The organism is Flavobacterium caeni (assembly GCF_900101895.1).
GTDB lineage: Bacteria > Bacteroidota > Bacteroidia > Flavobacteriales > Flavobacteriaceae > Flavobacterium > Flavobacterium caeni.
The window spans coordinates 1-18,531 of sequence record NZ_FMVF01000012.1; the positions used below are offsets into that span (position 1 = coordinate 1).

Consider the following 18,531-nt stretch of genomic DNA (forward strand, 5'->3'; position numbering starts at 1 on the left):
GTCGTCGTGACCGTACCGGTCTCGTCGATCGTGCCGTCGCAATCGTCGTCTACGCCGTTGTAAGGGATATCGGCAGCACCTGGGTTGATGGCCGCGATTTCATCGTTACAATCGCCATCTTCAACCGCATAACCGGTTGGTGGCGTGTTGGCGTCAACCGCGCAAACCATTATGGCTTCTCCTGTCCCATATCCGTCACCATCGGCATCCACGTAGAACGTGAAGGTTTGGTGTTTGGTGTTGTCGTTGTCGTCGCAATCTGTGTTGTTCACAGCATAACCTGCAGGAGCAGTCGTCGCGTTCACCGCGCAAACCTGAACCAAAGATCCGGTTCCGTAGGTATCGCCATCGGCATCCACATAGAACGGGAAGGTTTGGTGCTTGGTGGCATCGGCATCGTTACAGTCTGTATTGTCGGCCACGTATCCACCTGGCGCCCCCATACAACTTACAGTCGTGACGGCGGGGTTCCCGAATCCATCTCCGTCAGCATCCGCATAGTACGTGACATTGGGATTTACGGTAAAGGTCGCCTTGAAATTGGCCCCACCGTTGTTGGCATATTGTGTTCCCGCACAAGAGGTAGCCTCAGAAGAATAGACTTCCAGCGTATAATTTCCCGGGGAGAGGCTTGCGGTTAAATGGTTGCTGAGCCCGGTGGTACTCCATTTTTGATCCTGCCCGCCGCAGCCATTGGCCGTTTGGGATGTAAACCCTATACTGGTGGAAGTGAAACTCCCGGTTGTTTGGCCTGTAGGATAAACCCGGTAGTACAGCGTAGTCCCGGTAATGTTGCAACTGTTGCACTTCCAGACGTTGTGCTCGGCTCCCTTGAGAACAATTCCGGCAGAGCCCTGGCAAATAATCCCCAGATCAGTACCGTTGAAATCAATATTCCCGGTTTCGGCCTGCAAATCATAATAGGTATTGTCGCCACCGTTGGTACTTAGGACCAAATAGGTGGAATTGAACCCGACGTTGGTACTCGTTGCACTTTCGCTGATGGTAAAGGTTGCCTTGTAGTTGCCTCCGCCGTTGTTGGCATATAACGTTCCCGAGCATGAGGTCGTCTGGGCGGAATACACCTCCAGCGTATAATTCCCCACAGCCAAACTTCCGGTCAAGTTGGTGCTGAGCGAGGTAGTGCCCCATCTCTGGTCTTTGCCGCTACAACCGTTGGTCACTTCAGAAGCCCACCCGATACTGGTGGAACTAAAACTCCCCGGCGTCGCGCCGGTAAGATAGACCCGATAGTACAGCGTGGTTCCGTTGATGTCGCATCCGTTGCACTTCCATACGTTGTGTTCGGCTCCCTTAAGCATGATTCCCGATGACCCCTGGGCAAAGGTACCGAGATTGGTCCCGTTAAAATCCGTATTGGCAGTACTGGCTTGCAGATCATAGGTAGCATTGGCTCCACCGCTAAGACTCAGCGTCAGATAGGTGGAATTGAATCCGGCAGTCCCTGTCCCACCGATGGTAAAGGTCGCTTTGTAATTGGCTCCGCCGTTATTGGCATTGATGGTTCCCGAACATGAGGTCGCGGCGGCGGAATAAACTTCCAGCGTATAACTGCCCACAGACAGGCTTGAGGTCAAATTAGTACTGAGCGAGGTGGTGCTCCATTTCTGATTCTTGCCGTCACTGCTACAACTATTCGCCGTCTCTGAAGTCCAGCCGATACCGGTGGAGACAAAACTTCCAGGCGTCGCACCGGTAAGATAGACCCGGTAATACAAAGTGGTTCCGGTAATGTTGCAGCCGTTGCATTTCCACACATTGTGTTCGGCGCCTTTAAGGACAATTCCGGTGGAACCCTGGGTAAAAGTCCCCAGGTTGGTCCCATTGAAATCAGTACTGCTGGTTGCAGCCTGTAGATCATAAGTGGTATTGGCTCCACCGTTGAGGCTTAGCGTCAGGAAGGTGGAATCAAACCCAGCAGTTCCTGTACCGGTACTTGCACTAATGGTGAAGGTCGCCTTGTAGTTGGCTCCGCCGTTGTTAGCCGACAGCACTCCAGAGCAGGAAGTATTCTGAGTGGAATAGACTTCCATCGTATAACTTCCCGCAGCCAGGCTTCCGGTTAAATTTGTACTGAATGATACGGTACTCCAGGTTTGCCCGCCAGTGCAATTATCCGCAGAGTTGGCAGACCAGCCGATGTTGTTGTTGGTATAGCTTCCTGACGGCGATCCGGTAAGATAAACCCTGTAGTAAAAATTGGTTCCGGTCACATTGCAACCGTTGCATTTGCTTACCACATTTTTTGCACCCTTGAACAGGATCCCGGAAGAACCCTGGGTAAAAGTCCCGAGGTTGGCCCCATTAAAATCAGGGTTTGCCGTGGCGCCCAACAAATCGTACTCCGTTTGGGTCCCGCTAATGCTCAACGTTACCGAAGTAGATAGAAAACTCGCTGATTGCCCGAACGAGAATCCCGCAAACAGGCAACAAAAGAAAATAAAAAAAACATGCTCCAGATGTATGTTTGTCTTCATGTGACAGAAATTTTAAAAGATTAATAATATTCTCATCAGAAACCGTAAATGAAATGGAGCACCGTAAAACTATATAATAATTTATTATCGATATCCCAAAGACAGAATAATTGGGAAACGAAAACGTTTTCGTGTTGATAAAAAAAATTTTTCCCTATATTTTTTATAAAATAAAAATATTTTTAGAGAATAACTCAAAAAAACTAAAATACATATTATTGATATTTTTGAGCCTGTTTAGGACAAATAGAAAATACAGACTGGATTTTTTTAAAAATAAGCTTTAGGAATTTTCATACAGTTATAGTGAACATCACTCGTCAACGCCCCTACTTATCAACACGAAAACGTTTTCGGCTTTTTAGAAAAAATTTAGATATTTTTTATTCTTTATTTTCGCTTTAACGAACCGAACCAAAAAAGTTAATTATGAAAATATATCTGTTTTTTTTCATTTATGTCTTTGGTTTCCTGTCTGCCTTTTCGCAAGTGGGGATCAACACTTCCAATCCAGTGAGTACGCTGGACATTAACGGGAATCTTTCGGTTAAACACGTCGCTTTGACTGGAGCCGGTTCGGCCACTAACATCAATGACGGCGTGTATATTTCCGTAAATCCCTCAGCAACCAATCAGGAGTTCAAATTGCCTGATCCGGCAACGGTTCCCGGAAGGGTCTATTTTATACGGAACGTCAGCAGTTTTACCGCCAAGATTACCATGTACGGAGGAGTCAGCAAACTGTTCTATTTCGCAAAATCATGGACGGGAAGCAGTGCACAAATTTATATGTATTCAAGCGACAGCTGTGGATGTACCGTAGCCGATCATCCAAATAACGGAAACGGCTACCGCAGCCTGATCGTTCTCAGCGACGGCAGCAATTGGAATGTTTTTAACTAACCCTATATAAATCAATACCTTTATGAGAATCCAATTACTTTTTTTATGTCTTGCTATGGGAGCCAGTTCCGTGGTGCGTTCGCAGATAATTTTCTCCCCCGATCCGTTCGGGATGAATGATGCCATAGTTGTAACCTACGGTTCGGCAGGAGATTTTTCCCTTTTCGATCCGATGGGAGCGCAGACCTTATATCTATATACCGGGCTTGAAACCGATGGCACGGCAGATACCTGGGACTATCACGACAAATGGTCTGATCTGGACACGTTGATTCCTCTGAATTACAATGTATCCACCAATAGTTACGAAGGGGCTTTTAGCATCGGGCCCAGAAGCTATGTAAACTCCGTCACCCAGGAAACTGTAATGCTACCAGACGGGATTTGTGCAAACCAGTGGTATTTTATCATCCGGAATGCAGCAGGAAACCAAACCACGAACCTGATTGGATCAGATTACGGCTTCGACACGAATTCCTGCTACCTGACCACCAGGCGTGTTGCATTTGACCATGACGGCCTGCGCTTTATAGACGGAAGCATCGTCAACCCTACCGGAGAATCGTTTCAGGCAACCCTATATAACGTCTGGGGGCAAAAGATGGACACGTTCTATATAGGCCAAAATACCAGCCAACCGGTAAACTTACCCCAGAAAGGAGTCTATATTGCGGTTCTGATAAACGAAACCCGAAAGGTTTCTCTCAAATTCCTGTTTTGAAACCTGAACCAAACCCCAACAAAAAACCCTTCGGAATCCGAAGGGTTTTTCTTTGCTGAAAAATGATTAGGCCTGTCCGGCCGGGCCGAAATTCAAAGGGATAGGCGGTTGCTCCACATCCCTGATCTCGCCGTGCGCCGCCTCATAGCGGTTTACGTTGTCGGCCAACGCCTTGACCAGACGCTTGGCATGCTGCGGTGTCAAGACAATCCTTGATTTGACCTTGGCCTTTGGCGTACCAGGCATGATACACACAAAGTCCATGACAAATTCAGACGCCGAGTGGTTGATGATCGCGAGGTTCGAATAGATCCCCTCTGCGGTCGCCTCGTCGAGCTCGATGTTGATTTGTCCCGGTTGTGGTTTTTGATCGCTCATCTTAGTAGATATATTCTTCTTTGTTGGCCATCATCTCGTTGTAGTCGTCTTTCGAACCGACAATCGTTTGGTCGTACTCGCGCATACCGGTTCCGGCAGGGATTCTGTGACCTACGATGACGTTCTCTTTCAAACCTTCGAGTGTATCGAGCTTGCCAGCAACGGCCGCTTCGTTGAGTACCTTGGTCGTCTCCTGGAACGAGGCCGCAGAGATGAACGACTTGGTTTGCAACGACGCACGCGTGATACCCTGGAGTACCGGCGTTGCGGTAGCGGTGATGACATCGCGCGCCACGATCAGATTCTTGTCGTTGCGCTTGAGCAAAGAGTTCTCATCGCGCAACTGACGCGGCGAAATGATTTGTCCTGCCTTGATGTTCTCTGAATCGCCTGCATCCTCGACCACTTTCATGCCGTAGAGTTTGTCGTTCTCGACGATGAAATCCTTGGTGTGGATCAATTGCTCCTCGAGGAACAACGTATCTCCCGGATCTTCGACCATCACCTTGCGCATCATCTGACGGATGACCACCTCAAAGTGCTTGTCGTTGATTTTTACACCTTGCAAACGGTACACTTCCTGGATTTCGTTGACCAGGTACTGTTGCACCGCCGACGGGCCTTGGATTCTGAGGATGTCTTCTGGCGTAATCGCTCCGTCAGACAACGGTGCGCCCGCACGGACGAAGTCGTTCTCCTGAACCAAGATCTGGCTCGACAATTTGACGAGGTATTTCTTGATTTCACCGAATTTAGACTCGATGATGATCTCGCGGTTACCGCGTTTGATCTTACCAAACGTCACCACACCGTCGATTTCAGAAACAACCGCCGGGTTCGATGGGTTACGCGCTTCGAGCAATTCGGTGATACGTGGCAAACCGCCCGTGATATCACCCGCTTTAGACGAACGACGTGGGATTTTGACGAGTACCTTACCGGCCTTGATCTTTTCGCCGTTTTCTACCATCAAGTGCGCCCCTACCGGCAAGTTGTACGAACGGATGAGTTCGCCGTCTTTGCCGTAAACGAGAAGCGTCGGGATGAGTTTCTTGTTACGCGCTTCAGAGATTACTTTCTCCTGGAAGCCCGTTTGTTCGTCGATCTCGACCTGGAACGTTTGTCCTTGCTCGAGGTCTTCGTACTCGATCTTACCGGTGAATTCCGATACGATAACGCCGTTGTACGGATCCCATTTACAGATCACGGTGCCTTTCGATACGACATCGCCGTCTTTGACGAAAATGCTCGAACCGTAAGGGATGTTGTGCGTGTTGAGCGTGATACCGGTTTTTTGGTCGATCAATTTGAGTTCGGTCGAACGCGATACCACGATGTCTACCGTGTTGCCTTCGCCGTCCTCGCCTTTGACGGTTTTCAGATCTTCGATCTCGAGACGTCCGTCGAAACGGGTCACGATGCTCGATTCTTCCGAAATGTTACCTGCAGTACCACCCACGTGGAACGTACGCAGCGTCAACTGTGTACCCGGCTCCCCGATCGACTGCGCGGCAATTACACCCACGGCCTCACCGCGTTGTGTCATTTTGCCTGTCGCAAGGTTACGCCCGTAACACTTGGCGCAAATGCCTTTCATGGCCTCGCAAGTCAATGGCGAACGTACCTCGACCGCCTCGATTGGCGACGCTTCGATGCTTTTCATGATCGCCTCGGTGATTTGCTCGCCGGCATGGACCAATATCTCGGTAGTCAGCGGGTTGATGACATCCTGCAACGCAACGCGTCCGAGGATTCTTTCGCCCAAGCCTTCTACGATTTCTTCGTTTTTCTTGAGTGCCGATACTTCGATGCCACGCAAGGTACCGCAATCGTCGAGGTTGACGATAACGTCCTGCGAAACGTCGTGCAAACGACGGGTCAAGTAACCCGCGTCGGCCGTTTTCAAAGCCGTATCCGCCAAACCTTTACGCGCACCGTGCGTCGAGATGAAGTATTCCAAAATCGAAAGACCTTCCTTAAAGTTCGACAAGATCGGGTTCTCGATGATCTCGCCACCACCTGCGGTCGATTTTTTCGGCTTGGCCATCAATCCACGCATACCGGTAAGCTGACGGATCTGTTCTTTCGAACCACGCGCCCCAGAATCGAGCATCATGTACACCGAGTTAAAGCCCTGCTGGTCTTCACGGATGTTTTTCATCGCGAGTTCGGTCAGCATGGCGTTGGTCGATGTCCACACGTCGATGACCTGGTTGTAACGCTCGTTGTTGGTGATCAGACCCATGTTGTAGTTCATCGTGATGCCCTCGACTTGTTCGTTGGCGTCGGCAATGAGTTCTTCTTTGCGCTCCGGGATGATGATATCGCCCAATGAGAACGACAATCCGCCCTTGAACGCGAAACGGTAGCCCATGTCCTTCATCGAATCGAGGAACGCAGCCGTCGTCGGAACGTCGGTTACGGCCAAAATCTTACCGATGATGTCGCGCAACGATTTCTTGGTCAAGACTTCGTTGATGTAACCTGCGGCTTCAGGAACCACCTCGTTAAAGAGGACACGTCCTGCCGTGGTCTGGATGATTTTGTATACGAGTTCGCCGTTTTCGTTGAAATCTTTCGCACGGATTTTCACGCGTGCGTTGAGTTCCAAACGGTTTTCGTTCAAGGCGATGTTCACTTCCTCTGCTGAGTAGAATGTCAGGCCTTCGCCCAAAATCTGGTGTCCGGGAACCGACAATCTTTCCTTGGTCATGTAGTACAAACCAAGCACCATGTCCTGCGACGGAACCGTAATCGGCGCGCCGTTAGCAGGGTTCAAGATGTTGTGTGAGGCGAGCATCAACAATTGCGCTTCGAGGATCGCTTCAGGACCAAGCGGCAAGTGTACCGCCATCTGGTCACCGTCGAAATCCGCGTTGAACGCCGTACACACCAATGGGTGCAACTGGATCGCTTTTCCTTCGATCAGTTTTGGCTGGAACGCCTGGATACCCAAACGGTGCAAGGTAGGGGCACGGTTCAGGAGTACCGGATGTCCTTTGATGACATTTTCCAGGATATCCCAAACTACTGGCTCTTTTTTGTCGATGATTTTCTTGGCCGATTTTACCGTCTTTACAATTCCTCTTTCGATTAATTTACGGATAACAAACGGCTTGTAGAGTTCCGCGGCCATGTCTTTCGGCAAACCGCACTCGAACAATTTGAGTTCAGGTCCGACGACGATAACCGAACGCGCCGAATAATCGACACGCTTACCGAGCAAGTTCTGACGGAAACGACCTTGTTTACCTTTCAATGAATCAGACAATGATTTCAACGGACGGTTCGATTCGGTCTTCACGGCAGATGCCTTACGCGTGTTGTCGAACAAAGAGTCGACCGATTCCTGCAACATACGCTTTTCGTTGCGCAAGATCACCTCAGGCGCCTTGATCTCCATCAATCGCTTGAGACGGTTGTTGCGGATGATCACACGACGGTACAAATCGTTCAAATCCGAAGTCGCGAAACGGCCACCGTCCAATGGAACGAGCGGACGCAATTCAGGCGGGATGACCGGAACGACCTTCATGATCATCCATTCCGGACGGTTCTCGCGGTTTTCGTTTGATTCGCGGAACGATTCTACGACCTGCAAACGCTTGAGCGCTTCGGTTTTTCTTTGCTTTGACGTTTCGTTGTTGGCCGAGTGGCGCAACTCATACGACAACGCATCGAGGTCAATTCTGGCGAGCAAATCCATGATACACTCGGCACCCATCTTGGCGACGAATTTGTTCGGATCGAAATCGTCCAGGTATTGGTTGTCCTGCGGAAGGCTGTCCAGAATGTTCAGGTATTCTTCCTCGGTCAAGAAATCGAGTCTTTCCACCGGATCGCCTTCTGCATTCTTGGCGATACCCGGCTGGATCACGACATAACGCTCATAATAGATGATCATGTCGAGTTTTTTGGACGGCAATCCAAGGATGTAGCCGATTTTGTTCGGCAACGAACGGAAGTACCAGATGTGCGCGATTGGCACGACCAGGTTGATGTGCCCCACACGGTCGCGACGCACTTTCTTCTCGGTCACTTCTACCCCACAACGGTCGCAAATGATGCCTTTGTAACGGATTCTTTTGTATTTACCGCAGGCACATTCAAAGTCTTTTACCGGGCCAAAGATGCGCTCGCAAAACAATCCGTCGCGCTCTGGCTTGTGGGTTCTGTAATTGATGGTTTCGGGCTTGAGCACCTCACCTCTTGACTCGGCCAGGATCGACTCTGGCGAGGCCAAACCGATCGAGATTTTGTCAAACCTTTTTACAGGGTTTTTGTCTTTATTTCTGTTATTCATCATAGTCATAACTACTGAATTTTTCTTTTTTGATTATTGTCGAATGTCAAATGTCTAATGTCGAACGAAGAAAGTCATTTGACCTTTCGACGTTCGACGTTCGACTTATTCTTCCAAACGAATATCGAGACCGAGTCCTTTCAATTCGTGCATCAATACGTTGAATGATTCCGGCAAGCCTGGCTCCGGCATGGTTTCGCCTTTTACGATGGCCTCGTAAGTTTTGGCGCGACCAATGACGTCGTCCGATTTTACCGTCAAAATCTCGCGGAGCGTGCTCGACGCACCGTAGGCCTCGAGGGCCCATACCTCCATCTCACCAAAACGCTGTCCACCGAACTGCGCCTTACCACCAAGCGGTTGCTGTGTGATGAGCGAGTAAGGTCCGATAGATCTGGCGTGCATCTTGTCGTCGACCATGTGACCGAGCTTGAGCATGTAAATCACGCCCACGGTAGCCGGCTGGTGGAAACGCTCTCCGGTGCCGCCGTCGTACAGGTACGTGTGGCCAAAACGCGGGATGCCCGCTTCGTCGGTGAGTGTGTTGATCTCGTCCAAAGTGGCGCCGTCAAAAATTGGCGTCGCGAACTTCTTGCCGAGCTTTTGTCCTGCCCATCCGAGTACGGTTTCGTAAATCTGACCGATGTTCATACGCGATGGTACACCCAACGGGTTCAATACGATGTCTACCGGCGTTCCGTCTTCGAGGAACGGCATGTCTTCGTGACGAACGATTCTGGCCACGATACCTTTGTTACCGTGACGGCCCGCCATCTTATCACCTACTTTCAATTTACGCTTCTTGGCGATGTAAACTTTCGCGAGTTTCAAGATTCCTGCAGGCAATTCGTCACCCACGGTAATCGTAAATTTCTCACGACGCAACGCGCCTTGCAAGTCGTTCAATTTGATCTTGTAGTTGTGGATCAAATCGTTGACGAGTTTGTTGGTCGCGTCGTCGGCCACCCACTGCCCTTTAGACAAGTGCGCGAAATCTTCGACCGCGTACAACATTTTTTGCGTATACTTTTTGCCTTTTGGCAACACTTCTTCGCCCAGGTCGTTCATGACGCCTTGCGAAGTCTTGCCGTTGACAATGAGGAACAATTTTTCGATGAGCTTGTCCTTGAGTTCGTTGAATTTCACTTCGAACTCCATTTCCAAAGCACCCAAATCGTCTTTGTCCTTGGTGCGTTTGCGCTTGTCCTTGACGGCACGCGCGAACAATTTCTTGTCGAGCACCACACCGTTCAACGACGGAGAAGCCTTGAGTGACGCATCTTTCACATCACCGGCCTTGTCACCAAAGATCGCGCGCAAGAGTTTCTCTTCGGGCGTTGGATCAGATTCTCCTTTTGGCGTGATTTTACCGATCAGGATGTCGCCAGGCTTGACCTCGGCACCGATACGGATCATACCGTTCTCGTCCAAATCCTTGGTCGCCTCTTCCGAAACGTTCGGGATATCGTTGGTCAATTCTTCGTTACCCAATTTGGTGTCGCGCACTTCGAGTGAATAATCATCGACGTGGATAGACGTAAAGATATCGTCGCGTACGACTTTCTCAGAGATCACGATCGCATCCTCGAAGTTGTAACCCTTCCAAGGCATGAACGCCACTTTCAGGTTACGGCCCAAGGCCAGTTCGCCATTTTGCGTCGCATAACCTTCAGACAAAACTTGTCCTGGGATCACGCGGTCGCCTTTGCGGACGATCGGCTTGAGGTTGATCGATGTGCTCTGGTTGGTCTTGCGGAATTTGATCAGGTTGTACGTTTTCTCATCGGCGTCGAAAGAAACCATTCTTTCTTCGTCGGTACGGTCGTATTTAATGGTGATGATGTTCGCATCTACATATTCTACGGTTCCGTGGCCCTCGGCATTGATGAGTACACGCGAATCTGAAGCCACTTGACGCTCCAAACCTGTTCCTACGATTGGCGCTTCAGGACGCAACAACGGTACGGCCTGACGCATCATGTTCGATCCCATGAGCGCACGGTTCGCATCGTCATGCTCCAAGAACGGGATGAGTGACGCCGAAATCGAAGCGATCTGGTTCGGTGCCACGTCGGTGTAGTGAACTACGTTTGGCTCAACAACCGGGAAGTCGCCTTCCTCACGTGCGATGACGCGTTCTGCGGTGATGTCGCCGTCGTTGCCCATTTCGATGTTCGCCTGCGCAATCATCTTGCCTTCTTCTTCCTCTGCAGAAAGGTAGATCGGCTCGTTGGTCAAATCGACTTTACCGTTGGTCACTTTGCGGTATGGTGTTTCGATGAAGCCCATGCCGTTGACTTTCGCATAAACCGAAAGCGACGAGATGAGTCCGATGTTCGGACCTTCTGGTGTTTCGATCGGACACAAACGACCGTAGTGCGTATAGTGGACGTCACGCACCTCGAAACCGGCCCTTTCGCGTGAAAGACCGCCTGGTCCGAGTGCAGACAATCTGCGTTTGTGGGTAATCTCGGCCAATGGATTCGTTTGGTCCATGAACTGAGACAGCTGGTTCGTACCAAAGAACGAGTTGATGACCGACGAAAGGGTTTTCGCGTTGATCAAATCGATCGGGGTAAATACCTCGTTGTCGCGAACGTTCATACGCTCACGGATGGTTCTGGCCATACGCGCCAAACCAACGCCGAACTGCTGCGACAATTGTTCGCCTACGGTTCTTACACGACGGTTCGACAAGTGGTCGATATCATCAATCTCTGCTTTGGAGTTGATGAGTTCAATCAGGTATTTGACGATGGTGATGATGTCTTCTTTGGTCAAGACTTGCTTTTCCATTGGGATATCAAGACCGAGTTTTTTGTTCATTCTGTAACGGCCCACTTCGCCCAAGTTGTAGCGTTGGTCCGAGAAGAACAATTTGTCGATGATACCACGTGCAGTTTCTTCATCAGGCGGTTCTGCGTTACGCAACTGACGGTAGATGTGCTCGACGGCCTCTTTTTCGGAGTTGGTCGGGTCTTTCTGCAACGTGTTGTGGATGATCGCGTAGTCGGCCTGGTTGTTGTTCTCTTTGTGCAACAGGATCGACTTGACGTTCGAATCGATGATCTCTTCTACGTTGTCTTTGTCGATGATGGTGTCGCGGTCGAGGATGATTTCGTTACGCTCGATCGATACCACTTCTCCTGTATCTTCGTCTACGAAATCCTCGTGCCAGGTGTTCAAGACACGCGCGGCCAGCTTACGGCCGACATATTTTTTCAATCCGGTTTTGGATACTTTGATCTCTTCGGCCAGGTCGAAAATCTCGAGGATGTCCTTGTCGCGTTCGAATCCGATGGCGCGGAACAAAGTAGTTACCGGTAATTTTTTCTTACGATCGATGTAGGCATACATGACGCTGTTGATGTCGGTCGCGAATTCGATCCATGAGCCCTTGAACGGGATGACACGGGCCGAGTATAATTTGGTTCCGTTGGCGTGGAACGATTGTCCGAAGAAAACGCCCGGCGAGCGGTGCAATTGCGATACGACCACGCGCTCGGCGCCGTTGATGACGAAAGTTCCGCTAGGCGTCATGTAGGGAATGGTTCCCAGATAGACGTCCTGTACAATCGTTTCAAAATCCTCATGCTCGGGATCGGTACAGTACAATTTGAGACGCGCCTTGAGCGGCACACTGTAGGTCAATCCCCTCTCGATACATTCCTGAATGGTATAACGCGGTGGGTCAACAAAATAATCAAGGAACTCCAGTACAAAGTTGTTGCGGGTATCCGTGATCGGAAAGTTTTCCATGAAGGTGTTGTACAACCCTTCGTTGCCTCTTTCGTCGGATTTGGTTTCCAATTGGAAGAAATCCTTGAACGACTTGACTTGAACATCCAAGAAATCTGGATAGTCAGGGATGTTCTTTGTCGAGGCGAAATTCAATCTTTCGGTTTGATTTGTGATCATCAATGGACAAAATTTTGATTAAAAAAAGTAGTTTTTGTGTCAAACACTGCTTTCTTTTTTAAATCAATACCTCTTTAAAAGTGAACCAAGCTCGCTCACATTTGTCTTCGTATTGACTAAAACGGGTGGTCTATTCAACCATTTTATAATAAAATTGGGAATCCAAATTCATTATACGAAAAATGGTTTAGGCCGTTGGACGCGTGTCCAAGGCCTAAACCTAATTCTTGTAATCGGGTAAGATTACTTAAGCTCAACTACAGCTCCAGCTTCTTCCAAAGATTTTTTCAAGCCTTCAGCTTCGTCTTTAGAAACCGCTTCTTTCACGTTTGCAGGAGCAGCGTCAACCAAGTCTTTTGCTTCTTTCAAGCCAAGACCAGTCAATTCTTTTACCGCTTTAACAACTGCCAATTTAGAAGCGCCAGCGTCTTTCAATACTACAGTGAATTCAGTTTGCTCAGCAGCAGCTGCACCACCATCGGCACCAGCACCACCAGCAGCAGGACCAGCAACTACAGCAGCAGCTGCAGGCTCGATACCATACTCATCTTTCAAAATTGTAGCCAGTTCGTTAACTTCTTTTACTGTCAAGTTAACCAGTTGTTCTGCGAATTGTTTCAAATCTGCCATTTTTTCTATCGTTTTAAATAGTTTGTAAAATATAATTTATTAATAGTGCGCGAGGCCAGGTTGTCGAAAGTCGTAAAGTCATAAAGTCTTAAAGTCGAAGGGCAACAGCTGCCGGTTTATTCCGAACTTTAATTCCTTAAATCTTTCGATGTTATCTCTCAGACAAAGTTTTAACGAGTCCTGCAATAGTGCTGCCACCCGATTTAAGGGCAGATACCACATTTTTAGCAGGCGATTGAAGGAGTCCGATGATTTCACCGATAACTTCTTCTTTCGATTTCAGAGCGATCAAGGCATCCAATTGGTTGTCGCCGATGAACACCGCTTGGTGAATGAAAGCACCTTTCAATACGGGCTTGTCAGACTTTTTGCGGAATTCTTTGATCACTTTTGCAGGAGCGTTGCCGTTCTCTGCGATCAGGATAGACGTGTTGCCTTTCAACACCGATGGCAAATCGCCATAGTCGTTGTCAGACGCTTCCATCGCTTTTTCGAGCAAGGTGTTTTTCACTACCGCCAATTCGATACCTGCCTTAAAGCAAGTTCTTCTGAGGTTAGAAGTAGTTTCTGCATCCAATCCCGAGATGTCAGCGATGTACACCACGTTCGAGCTGGCCAATACGTCGGTCAGTTCCGCGATAACTTGTGATTTTTCTTCTCTTGTCATGATTTAATGTATAACTACTTACACCGCTTTCGTATCCAAAGGAATCGCAGGGCTCATTGTACTAGACAAGTGGATGCTCTTGATGTAAGTTCCTTTGGCCGCAGTTGGCTTCAGTTTGATTAATGTTTGGATGATTTCGTGTGCGTTCTCGGTGATTTGCTCTGCACCGAAAGAAATTCTTCCGATACCCGCGTGAACGATACCCGTTTTGTCTACTTTAAAGTCGATCTTACCAGACTTTACTTCTTGAACGGCTTTCGCAACGTCCATAGTAACGGTTCCGGTTTTAGGGTTTGGCATGAGTCCACGTGGTCCGAGTACACGTCCGAGTGGTCCCAATTTACCCATAACGGCCGGCATGGTGATGATCACATCGATATCGGTCCAACCGTCTTTGATCTTTTGCAAGTAGTCGTCCAAGCCTACGTGGTCTGCACCAGCGGCTTTGGCTTCTGCTTCTTTATCTGGCGTAACCAAGGCCAAAACGCGAACGTCTTTACCGGTTCCGTGTGGCAATGTAACTACGCCACGTACCATTTGGTTCGCTTTTCTTGGATCTACGCCCAAACGCACAGCGATGTCTACCGACTCGTCAAATTTCGCCGAAGCAACTGTTTTGATGAGTGCAGATGCATCTTTCAAAGTGTACAGTTTGTTCTTCTCGATTTTTGAAGCCGCTTCTTTCTGTTTTTTAGTCAACTTTGCCATGTCTTACTTTTTAAGCGGAGAATCTCCAGTTACAGTTATACCCATAGATCTTGCTGTACCTGCGATCATGCTCATGGCAGACTCCACAGTGAATGCGTTCAGATCGGCCATCTTGTCGTCTGCGATGGTTTTGATCTGGTCCCAGCTGATGCTGCCTACTTTCTTACGGTTTGGCTCTCCTGAACCTCCTTTAAGTTTTGCAGCTTCCATTAATTGGACGGCAGCCGGTGGTGTTTTTACGACAAAATCAAACGATTTGTCTTTGTATACAGTGATGACCACTGGACACACTTTGCCGGGCTTATCCTGGGTTCTGGCGTTAAATTGCTTACAGAATTCCATGATGTTCACACCAGCAGCACCAAGAGCAGGTCCAACCGGTGGCGATGGATTCGCGGCACCTCCCTTAACTTGTAGTTTAACTACTTTACTAATCTCTTTAGCCATTGTGAAATTTAAAATTTGCAGCGGCCTGTGGAAGCAGGCGTTTGCGGTTAATTATAATAGTGTAACAAATTATACTTTTTCGACTTGCATAAAGCTCAGTTCCAACGGTGTCTTTCTTCCGAAGATTTTCACCATGACTTCAAGCTTGCGCTTTTCTTCGTTGATTTTCTCAACCGTTCCGTTGAACCCGTTGAAAGGACCATCAATAACCTTAATTGTTTCGCCGATGTTGAACGGAATCGAATGGGTATCGGTGCTTACGGTCAACTCGTCGACCTTGCCCAACATTCGGTTCACTTCAGACATCCTGAGCGGCACCGGATCGCCTCCTTTGACTTCACCCAAGAAACCGATCACGCCTGTGATAGACTTGATAATATGAGGGATTTCTCCGGCCAGGTTGGCTTCCATCATGACGTAGCCCGGGAAGTACACCCTGTCCTTGGTAACTTTTTTGCCCTCGCGCACCTGCACCACCTTTTCGGTAGGCACGAGCACCTGCGCCACATAGTCACCCATTCCCAATCGGTTGATTTCGGTTTCGATATAAGCCTTGACTTTGTTTTCCTGTCCGCTTACCGCCCGAACCACATACCATTTTTTCACATTATTGTCTGCCATGATCACTACCCTTTAATCAAATTGAAAAATCCGGCAATGGCTTTGGCGCAAAGCTCATCGGTACCCCAAGTAGCGAGTGCGAACAATATTGAAAAAACAGCAACTACAATGGTAAGGCGTTGCACTTCTGCCCATTCCGGCCAAGTCACGTTGTCTTTCAACTCACCAAACGCCTCCGATATATAATTGAATACTTTCATTGTCATTTCTTTTTTGCACGGGCAGAGGGATTCGAACCCCCATCAACGGTTTTGGAGACCGCTATTCTACCCTTGAACTATGCCCGTTTATCAAAAACCAGCAACACATCAAAGTGCTGCTGGTTTTTTAAGTTATTCGTACAATAATTATTCTACGATTTCAGTAACCTGACCTGCACCTACAGTACGTCCACCTTCACGGATAGCGAAACGCAAACCTACGTTCATTGCGATTGGGCTCAACAAAGCCACATCGATGGTCAAGTTGTCCCCAGGCATAACCATCTCTACACCAGCTGGCAAAGAGATAACACCTGTTACGTCAGTTGTACGTACGTAGAACTGTGGACGATAGTTGTTGTGGAATGGCGTGTGACGGCCACCTTCTTCTTTTTTCAAGATGTAAACCTCTGCCTTGAATTTAGAGTGTGGCTTTACAGATCCTGGCTTGATGATAACCATCCCGCGCTTGATGTCTGCCTTGTCGATACCACGCAACAACAAACCTACGTTGTCACCAGCTTCTCCACGGTCAAGGATCTTACGGAACATCTCTACACCAGTGATGGTAGAAGTCAATTTCTCTGCACCCATACCGATGATCTCTACAGCGTCACCTGTGTTGGCGATACCTGTTTCGATACGACCTGTTGCAACAGTTCCACGACCTGTGATCGTGAACACGTCTTCAACTGGCATCAAGAATGGCTTAGCGTTGTCACGAACTGGCTCTTCGATCCAGTTGTCAACTGCTTCCATCAATTCAAGGATTTTAGGCACCCAGTTCGGGTCGGCGTTCAAACCACCCAAAGCTGAACCTTGGATTACCGGGCTGTTGTCTCCGTCGTATTCGTAGAATGACAACAAGTCACGGATTTCCATTTCAACAAGCTCCAAAAGCTCGGCATCGTCTACCATGTCCACTTTGTTCATGAAAACAACGATACGTGGAATACCTACCTGACGACCCAAAAGGATGTGCTCACGTGTTTGTGGCATAGGACCGTCTGTAGCAGCTACCACCAAGATAGCGCCGTCCATCTGAGCAGCACCAGTAACCATGTTCTTTACGTAATCCGCGTGACCTGGACAGTCAACGTGTGCGTAGTGACGGTTAGCAGTTTCGTACTCAACGTGCGACGTGTTGATGGTAATACCTCTTTCTTTTTCCTCCGGTGCGTTATCGATCTGGTCGAAAGATTTTGCAGCAGTCTTAGAGTGACCAGCTTCTGCCAAAACTTTAGTGATAGCAGCAGTCAAAGTAGTTTTTCCGTGGTCAACGTGTCCAATCGTACCGATGTTCAAGTGCGGCTTGGAACGATTAAAATTCTCTTTTGCCATTTTACTTAATTTTTAATCTTAGTTATATATTAGTGTTCAAAATTCTAATTGAGCCAATGACGGGATTTGAACCCGTGACCTCTTCCTTACCAAGGAAGCACTCTACCCCTGAGCTACACCGGCAAGGTTAAACTCCAACTTCAAACCCCAGACAAGTGGAAGCTGTCTTGAATTTGAAGGTTGAAGTTCCGGCGCTTTCGCCCACAGCTTGTAACAGCTGCGTTTGAGAAACACCGTTTTTTGATGGATTGGGCGGCTGCCCGTTCCTGTTTTTTTGGAGATTTCAAGCTTGTTTGACGCGAGCCGAATCAAAACAAACCAAAACCTCAGTTGAATTACACTTTTTCTCGAAAGCGAGCTCCAAAATCAAGCAATTCGGAACACATTTGGGATTACCGCTGCGCGGTGATCCGTAAAGGTGAACCTTTACTCAATTTTTGAAACCCATTTGCTCGAAAGCGAGCTTTCGGACAAATGCTTATTCAAAAATTGGTGGGAAGAGCAGGATTCGAACCTGCGAAGGTTTCCCAACGGATTTACAGTCCGTCCTCGTTGGCCGCTTGAGTATCTTCCCTAACCTTTTTATTTTCAATACTGTAAAAGAACATTCTTTTAGTTATTTTAAATTCTAAATTTTGAATTTCAAATGATTTGATACATTTAAAATTTAGCATTCAACATTCAAAATAACCTTGAGCCGATAGAGGGACTCGAACCCACGACCTGCTGATTACAAATCAGCTGCTCTAGCCAGCTGAGCTACACCGGCATTGACATAAAAAAAGTCCGCTATTTCTAACGGACTGCAAATGTATAGCATTTTGTTGTTCAATCAAAACATTTTCCAAAAAAAAATTAATTTAGGTGTGCGCCCTGATTTTTTCCTTTCGTTTCATCAATAATCGTTCGGCAGCTTCGGCACATTGGTCTGTCGCTTCTTCAAAAGATTTGCACTGTTTCTTGACCAAAAAATCGTCTCCAGGCACATGGATCTTGAGTTCGACGATTTTATTTTCCTTCTCACTTACGTTGTCAACCTTCAAAAAAACCTCAGACGATACGATCTTGTCGTAGTATTTGTCCAATTTGTCCATTCTCTCCTGGATAAAATCCACCAGCTTTCTGTCGACAGTAAAGTTTACTGCATGCACGATTACCTTCATAATCTCAAATTTATTGGTTAAACATAAAAGGAA

The 18,531-nt window shown here is 48.2% G+C and carries 14 protein-coding genes and 4 tRNA genes; 2 read left to right on the top strand and 16 right to left on the bottom strand.

From position 1 onward, the window contains the following. Nucleotides 1–2,498, bottom strand: a 2,498-nt coding sequence (locus tag BLP55_RS11940; RefSeq protein ID WP_211516829.1) for a putative metal-binding motif-containing protein, incomplete at its 3' end; no start/stop codon positions are given. 429 nt (nt 2,499–2,927) lie between these two features. On the opposite strand from BLP55_RS11940, the gene BLP55_RS11945 reads away from it, so the two are divergent. Next, complete coding sequence (locus BLP55_RS11945; RefSeq protein WP_091144388.1) at nt 2,928–3,401, top strand: hypothetical protein; 474 nt, start codon at nt 2,928–2,930, stop codon at nt 3,399–3,401. 22 nt (nt 3,402–3,423) lie between these two features. Beyond that, nucleotides 3,424–4,122, top strand: a complete 699-nt coding sequence (locus BLP55_RS11950; protein WP_091144391.1) for a T9SS type A sorting domain-containing protein — start codon at nt 3,424–3,426, stop codon at nt 4,120–4,122. Between the two features lie 66 nt (nt 4,123–4,188). Here BLP55_RS11950 and BLP55_RS11955 read toward each other — a convergent pair whose 3' ends face one another. The 15 genes from BLP55_RS11955 to hpf form a co-directional block, all read right to left on the bottom strand. Continuing rightward, complete coding sequence (locus BLP55_RS11955) at nt 4,189–4,500, bottom strand: DUF3467 domain-containing protein (protein ID WP_091144394.1); 312 nt, start codon at nt 4,498–4,500, stop codon at nt 4,189–4,191. A 1-nt stretch (nt 4,501) separates the two neighbouring features. Next, the gene (gene rpoC, locus BLP55_RS11960; RefSeq protein ID WP_091144398.1) at nt 4,502–8,806 is read right to left on the bottom strand and encodes a DNA-directed RNA polymerase subunit beta'; all 4,305 of its coding nucleotides are present in this window, start codon (nt 8,804–8,806) and stop codon (nt 4,502–4,504) included. Nucleotides 8,807–8,908: 102 nt separating this feature from the next. Further along, a complete protein-coding gene (rpoB, locus tag BLP55_RS11965; protein WP_091144401.1) occupies nt 8,909–12,721 on the bottom strand; it encodes a DNA-directed RNA polymerase subunit beta in 3,813 nt (1,270 codons plus the stop codon). 243 nt (nt 12,722–12,964) lie between these two features. Then, entirely contained in the window at nt 12,965–13,351 is a 387-nt protein-coding gene (gene rplL, locus BLP55_RS11970; protein WP_091144405.1) for a 50S ribosomal protein L7/L12, read from the bottom strand. A 151-nt stretch (nt 13,352–13,502) separates the two neighbouring features. Further along, entirely contained in the window at nt 13,503–14,018 is a 516-nt protein-coding gene (rplJ, locus tag BLP55_RS11975; RefSeq protein WP_091144409.1) for a 50S ribosomal protein L10, read from the bottom strand. An 18-nt stretch (nt 14,019–14,036) separates the two neighbouring features. Continuing rightward, on the bottom strand, nt 14,037–14,726 hold the full coding sequence (gene rplA, locus BLP55_RS11980) for a 50S ribosomal protein L1 (RefSeq protein WP_091144412.1): 690 nt from the start codon (nt 14,724–14,726) through the stop codon (nt 14,037–14,039). A gap of 3 nt (nt 14,727–14,729) precedes the next feature. Then, nucleotides 14,730–15,173, bottom strand: coding sequence for a 50S ribosomal protein L11 (gene rplK, locus BLP55_RS11985; RefSeq protein ID WP_091144416.1), 444 nt, complete (start codon nt 15,171–15,173; stop codon nt 14,730–14,732). 69 nt (nt 15,174–15,242) lie between these two features. After that, entirely contained in the window at nt 15,243–15,794 is a 552-nt protein-coding gene (nusG, locus tag BLP55_RS11990; protein WP_091144697.1) for a transcription termination/antitermination protein NusG, read from the bottom strand. A gap of 5 nt (nt 15,795–15,799) precedes the next feature. Then, the gene (gene secE, locus BLP55_RS11995) at nt 15,800–15,994 is read right to left on the bottom strand and encodes a preprotein translocase subunit SecE (protein ID WP_394331925.1); all 195 of its coding nucleotides are present in this window, start codon (nt 15,992–15,994) and stop codon (nt 15,800–15,802) included. Between the two features lie 16 nt (nt 15,995–16,010). Further along, nucleotides 16,011–16,081: transfer RNA gene (locus BLP55_RS12000), tRNA-Trp, on the bottom strand. A 60-nt stretch (nt 16,082–16,141) separates the two neighbouring features. After that, nucleotides 16,142–17,335 (bottom strand): elongation factor Tu, encoded by a 1,194-nt coding sequence (gene tuf, locus BLP55_RS12005; RefSeq protein ID WP_091144424.1) that lies wholly within the window; start codon nt 17,333–17,335, stop codon nt 16,142–16,144. A gap of 51 nt (nt 17,336–17,386) precedes the next feature. Beyond that, nucleotides 17,387–17,458 (bottom strand) — tRNA-Thr (locus tag BLP55_RS12010). 367 nt (nt 17,459–17,825) lie between these two features. Next, nucleotides 17,826–17,909: transfer RNA gene (locus BLP55_RS12015), tRNA-Tyr, on the bottom strand. A gap of 121 nt (nt 17,910–18,030) precedes the next feature. After that, a tRNA-Thr gene (locus BLP55_RS12020) sits at nt 18,031–18,104 on the bottom strand. A gap of 91 nt (nt 18,105–18,195) precedes the next feature. Beyond that, nucleotides 18,196–18,498 (bottom strand): ribosome hibernation-promoting factor, HPF/YfiA family, encoded by a 303-nt coding sequence (gene hpf, locus BLP55_RS12025; RefSeq protein ID WP_091144427.1) that lies wholly within the window; start codon nt 18,496–18,498, stop codon nt 18,196–18,198. Between the last annotated feature and the right edge of the window lie 33 nt (nt 18,499–18,531).

What these genes read in the sequence shown, in the direction of transcription:
- BLP55_RS11945 (WP_091144388.1), top strand. Translation starts at nt 2,928, where the DNA reads ATGAAAATATATCTGTTTTTTTTCATTTATGTCTTTGGTTTCCTGTCT.
- BLP55_RS11950 (WP_091144391.1), top strand. Translation starts at nt 3,424, where the DNA reads ATGAGAATCCAATTACTTTTTTTATGTCTTGCTATGGGAGCCAGTTCC.
- BLP55_RS11955 (WP_091144394.1), bottom strand. Translation starts at nt 4,500, where the DNA reads ATGAGCGATCAAAAACCACAACCGGGACAAATCAACATCGAGCTCGAC.
- rpoC (WP_091144398.1), bottom strand. Translation starts at nt 8,806, where the DNA reads ATGATGAATAACAGAAATAAAGACAAAAACCCTGTAAAAAGGTTTGAC.
- rpoB (WP_091144401.1), bottom strand. Translation starts at nt 12,721, where the DNA reads ATGATCACAAATCAAACCGAAAGATTGAATTTCGCCTCGACAAAGAAC.
- rplL (WP_091144405.1), bottom strand. Translation starts at nt 13,351, where the DNA reads ATGGCAGATTTGAAACAATTCGCAGAACAACTGGTTAACTTGACAGTA.
- rplJ (WP_091144409.1), bottom strand. Translation starts at nt 14,018, where the DNA reads ATGACAAGAGAAGAAAAATCACAAGTTATCGCGGAACTGACCGACGTA.
- rplA (WP_091144412.1), bottom strand. Translation starts at nt 14,726, where the DNA reads ATGGCAAAGTTGACTAAAAAACAGAAAGAAGCGGCTTCAAAAATCGAG.
- rplK (WP_091144416.1), bottom strand. Translation starts at nt 15,173, where the DNA reads ATGGCTAAAGAGATTAGTAAAGTAGTTAAACTACAAGTTAAGGGAGGT.
- nusG (WP_091144697.1), bottom strand. Translation starts at nt 15,794, where the DNA reads ATGGCAGACAATAATGTGAAAAAATGGTATGTGGTTCGGGCGGTAAGC.
- secE (WP_394331925.1), bottom strand. Translation starts at nt 15,994, where the DNA reads ATGAAAGTATTCAATTATATATCGGAGGCGTTTGGTGAGTTGAAAGAC.
- tuf (WP_091144424.1), bottom strand. Translation starts at nt 17,335, where the DNA reads ATGGCAAAAGAGAATTTTAATCGTTCCAAGCCGCACTTGAACATCGGT.
- hpf (WP_091144427.1), bottom strand. Translation starts at nt 18,498, where the DNA reads ATGAAGGTAATCGTGCATGCAGTAAACTTTACTGTCGACAGAAAGCTG.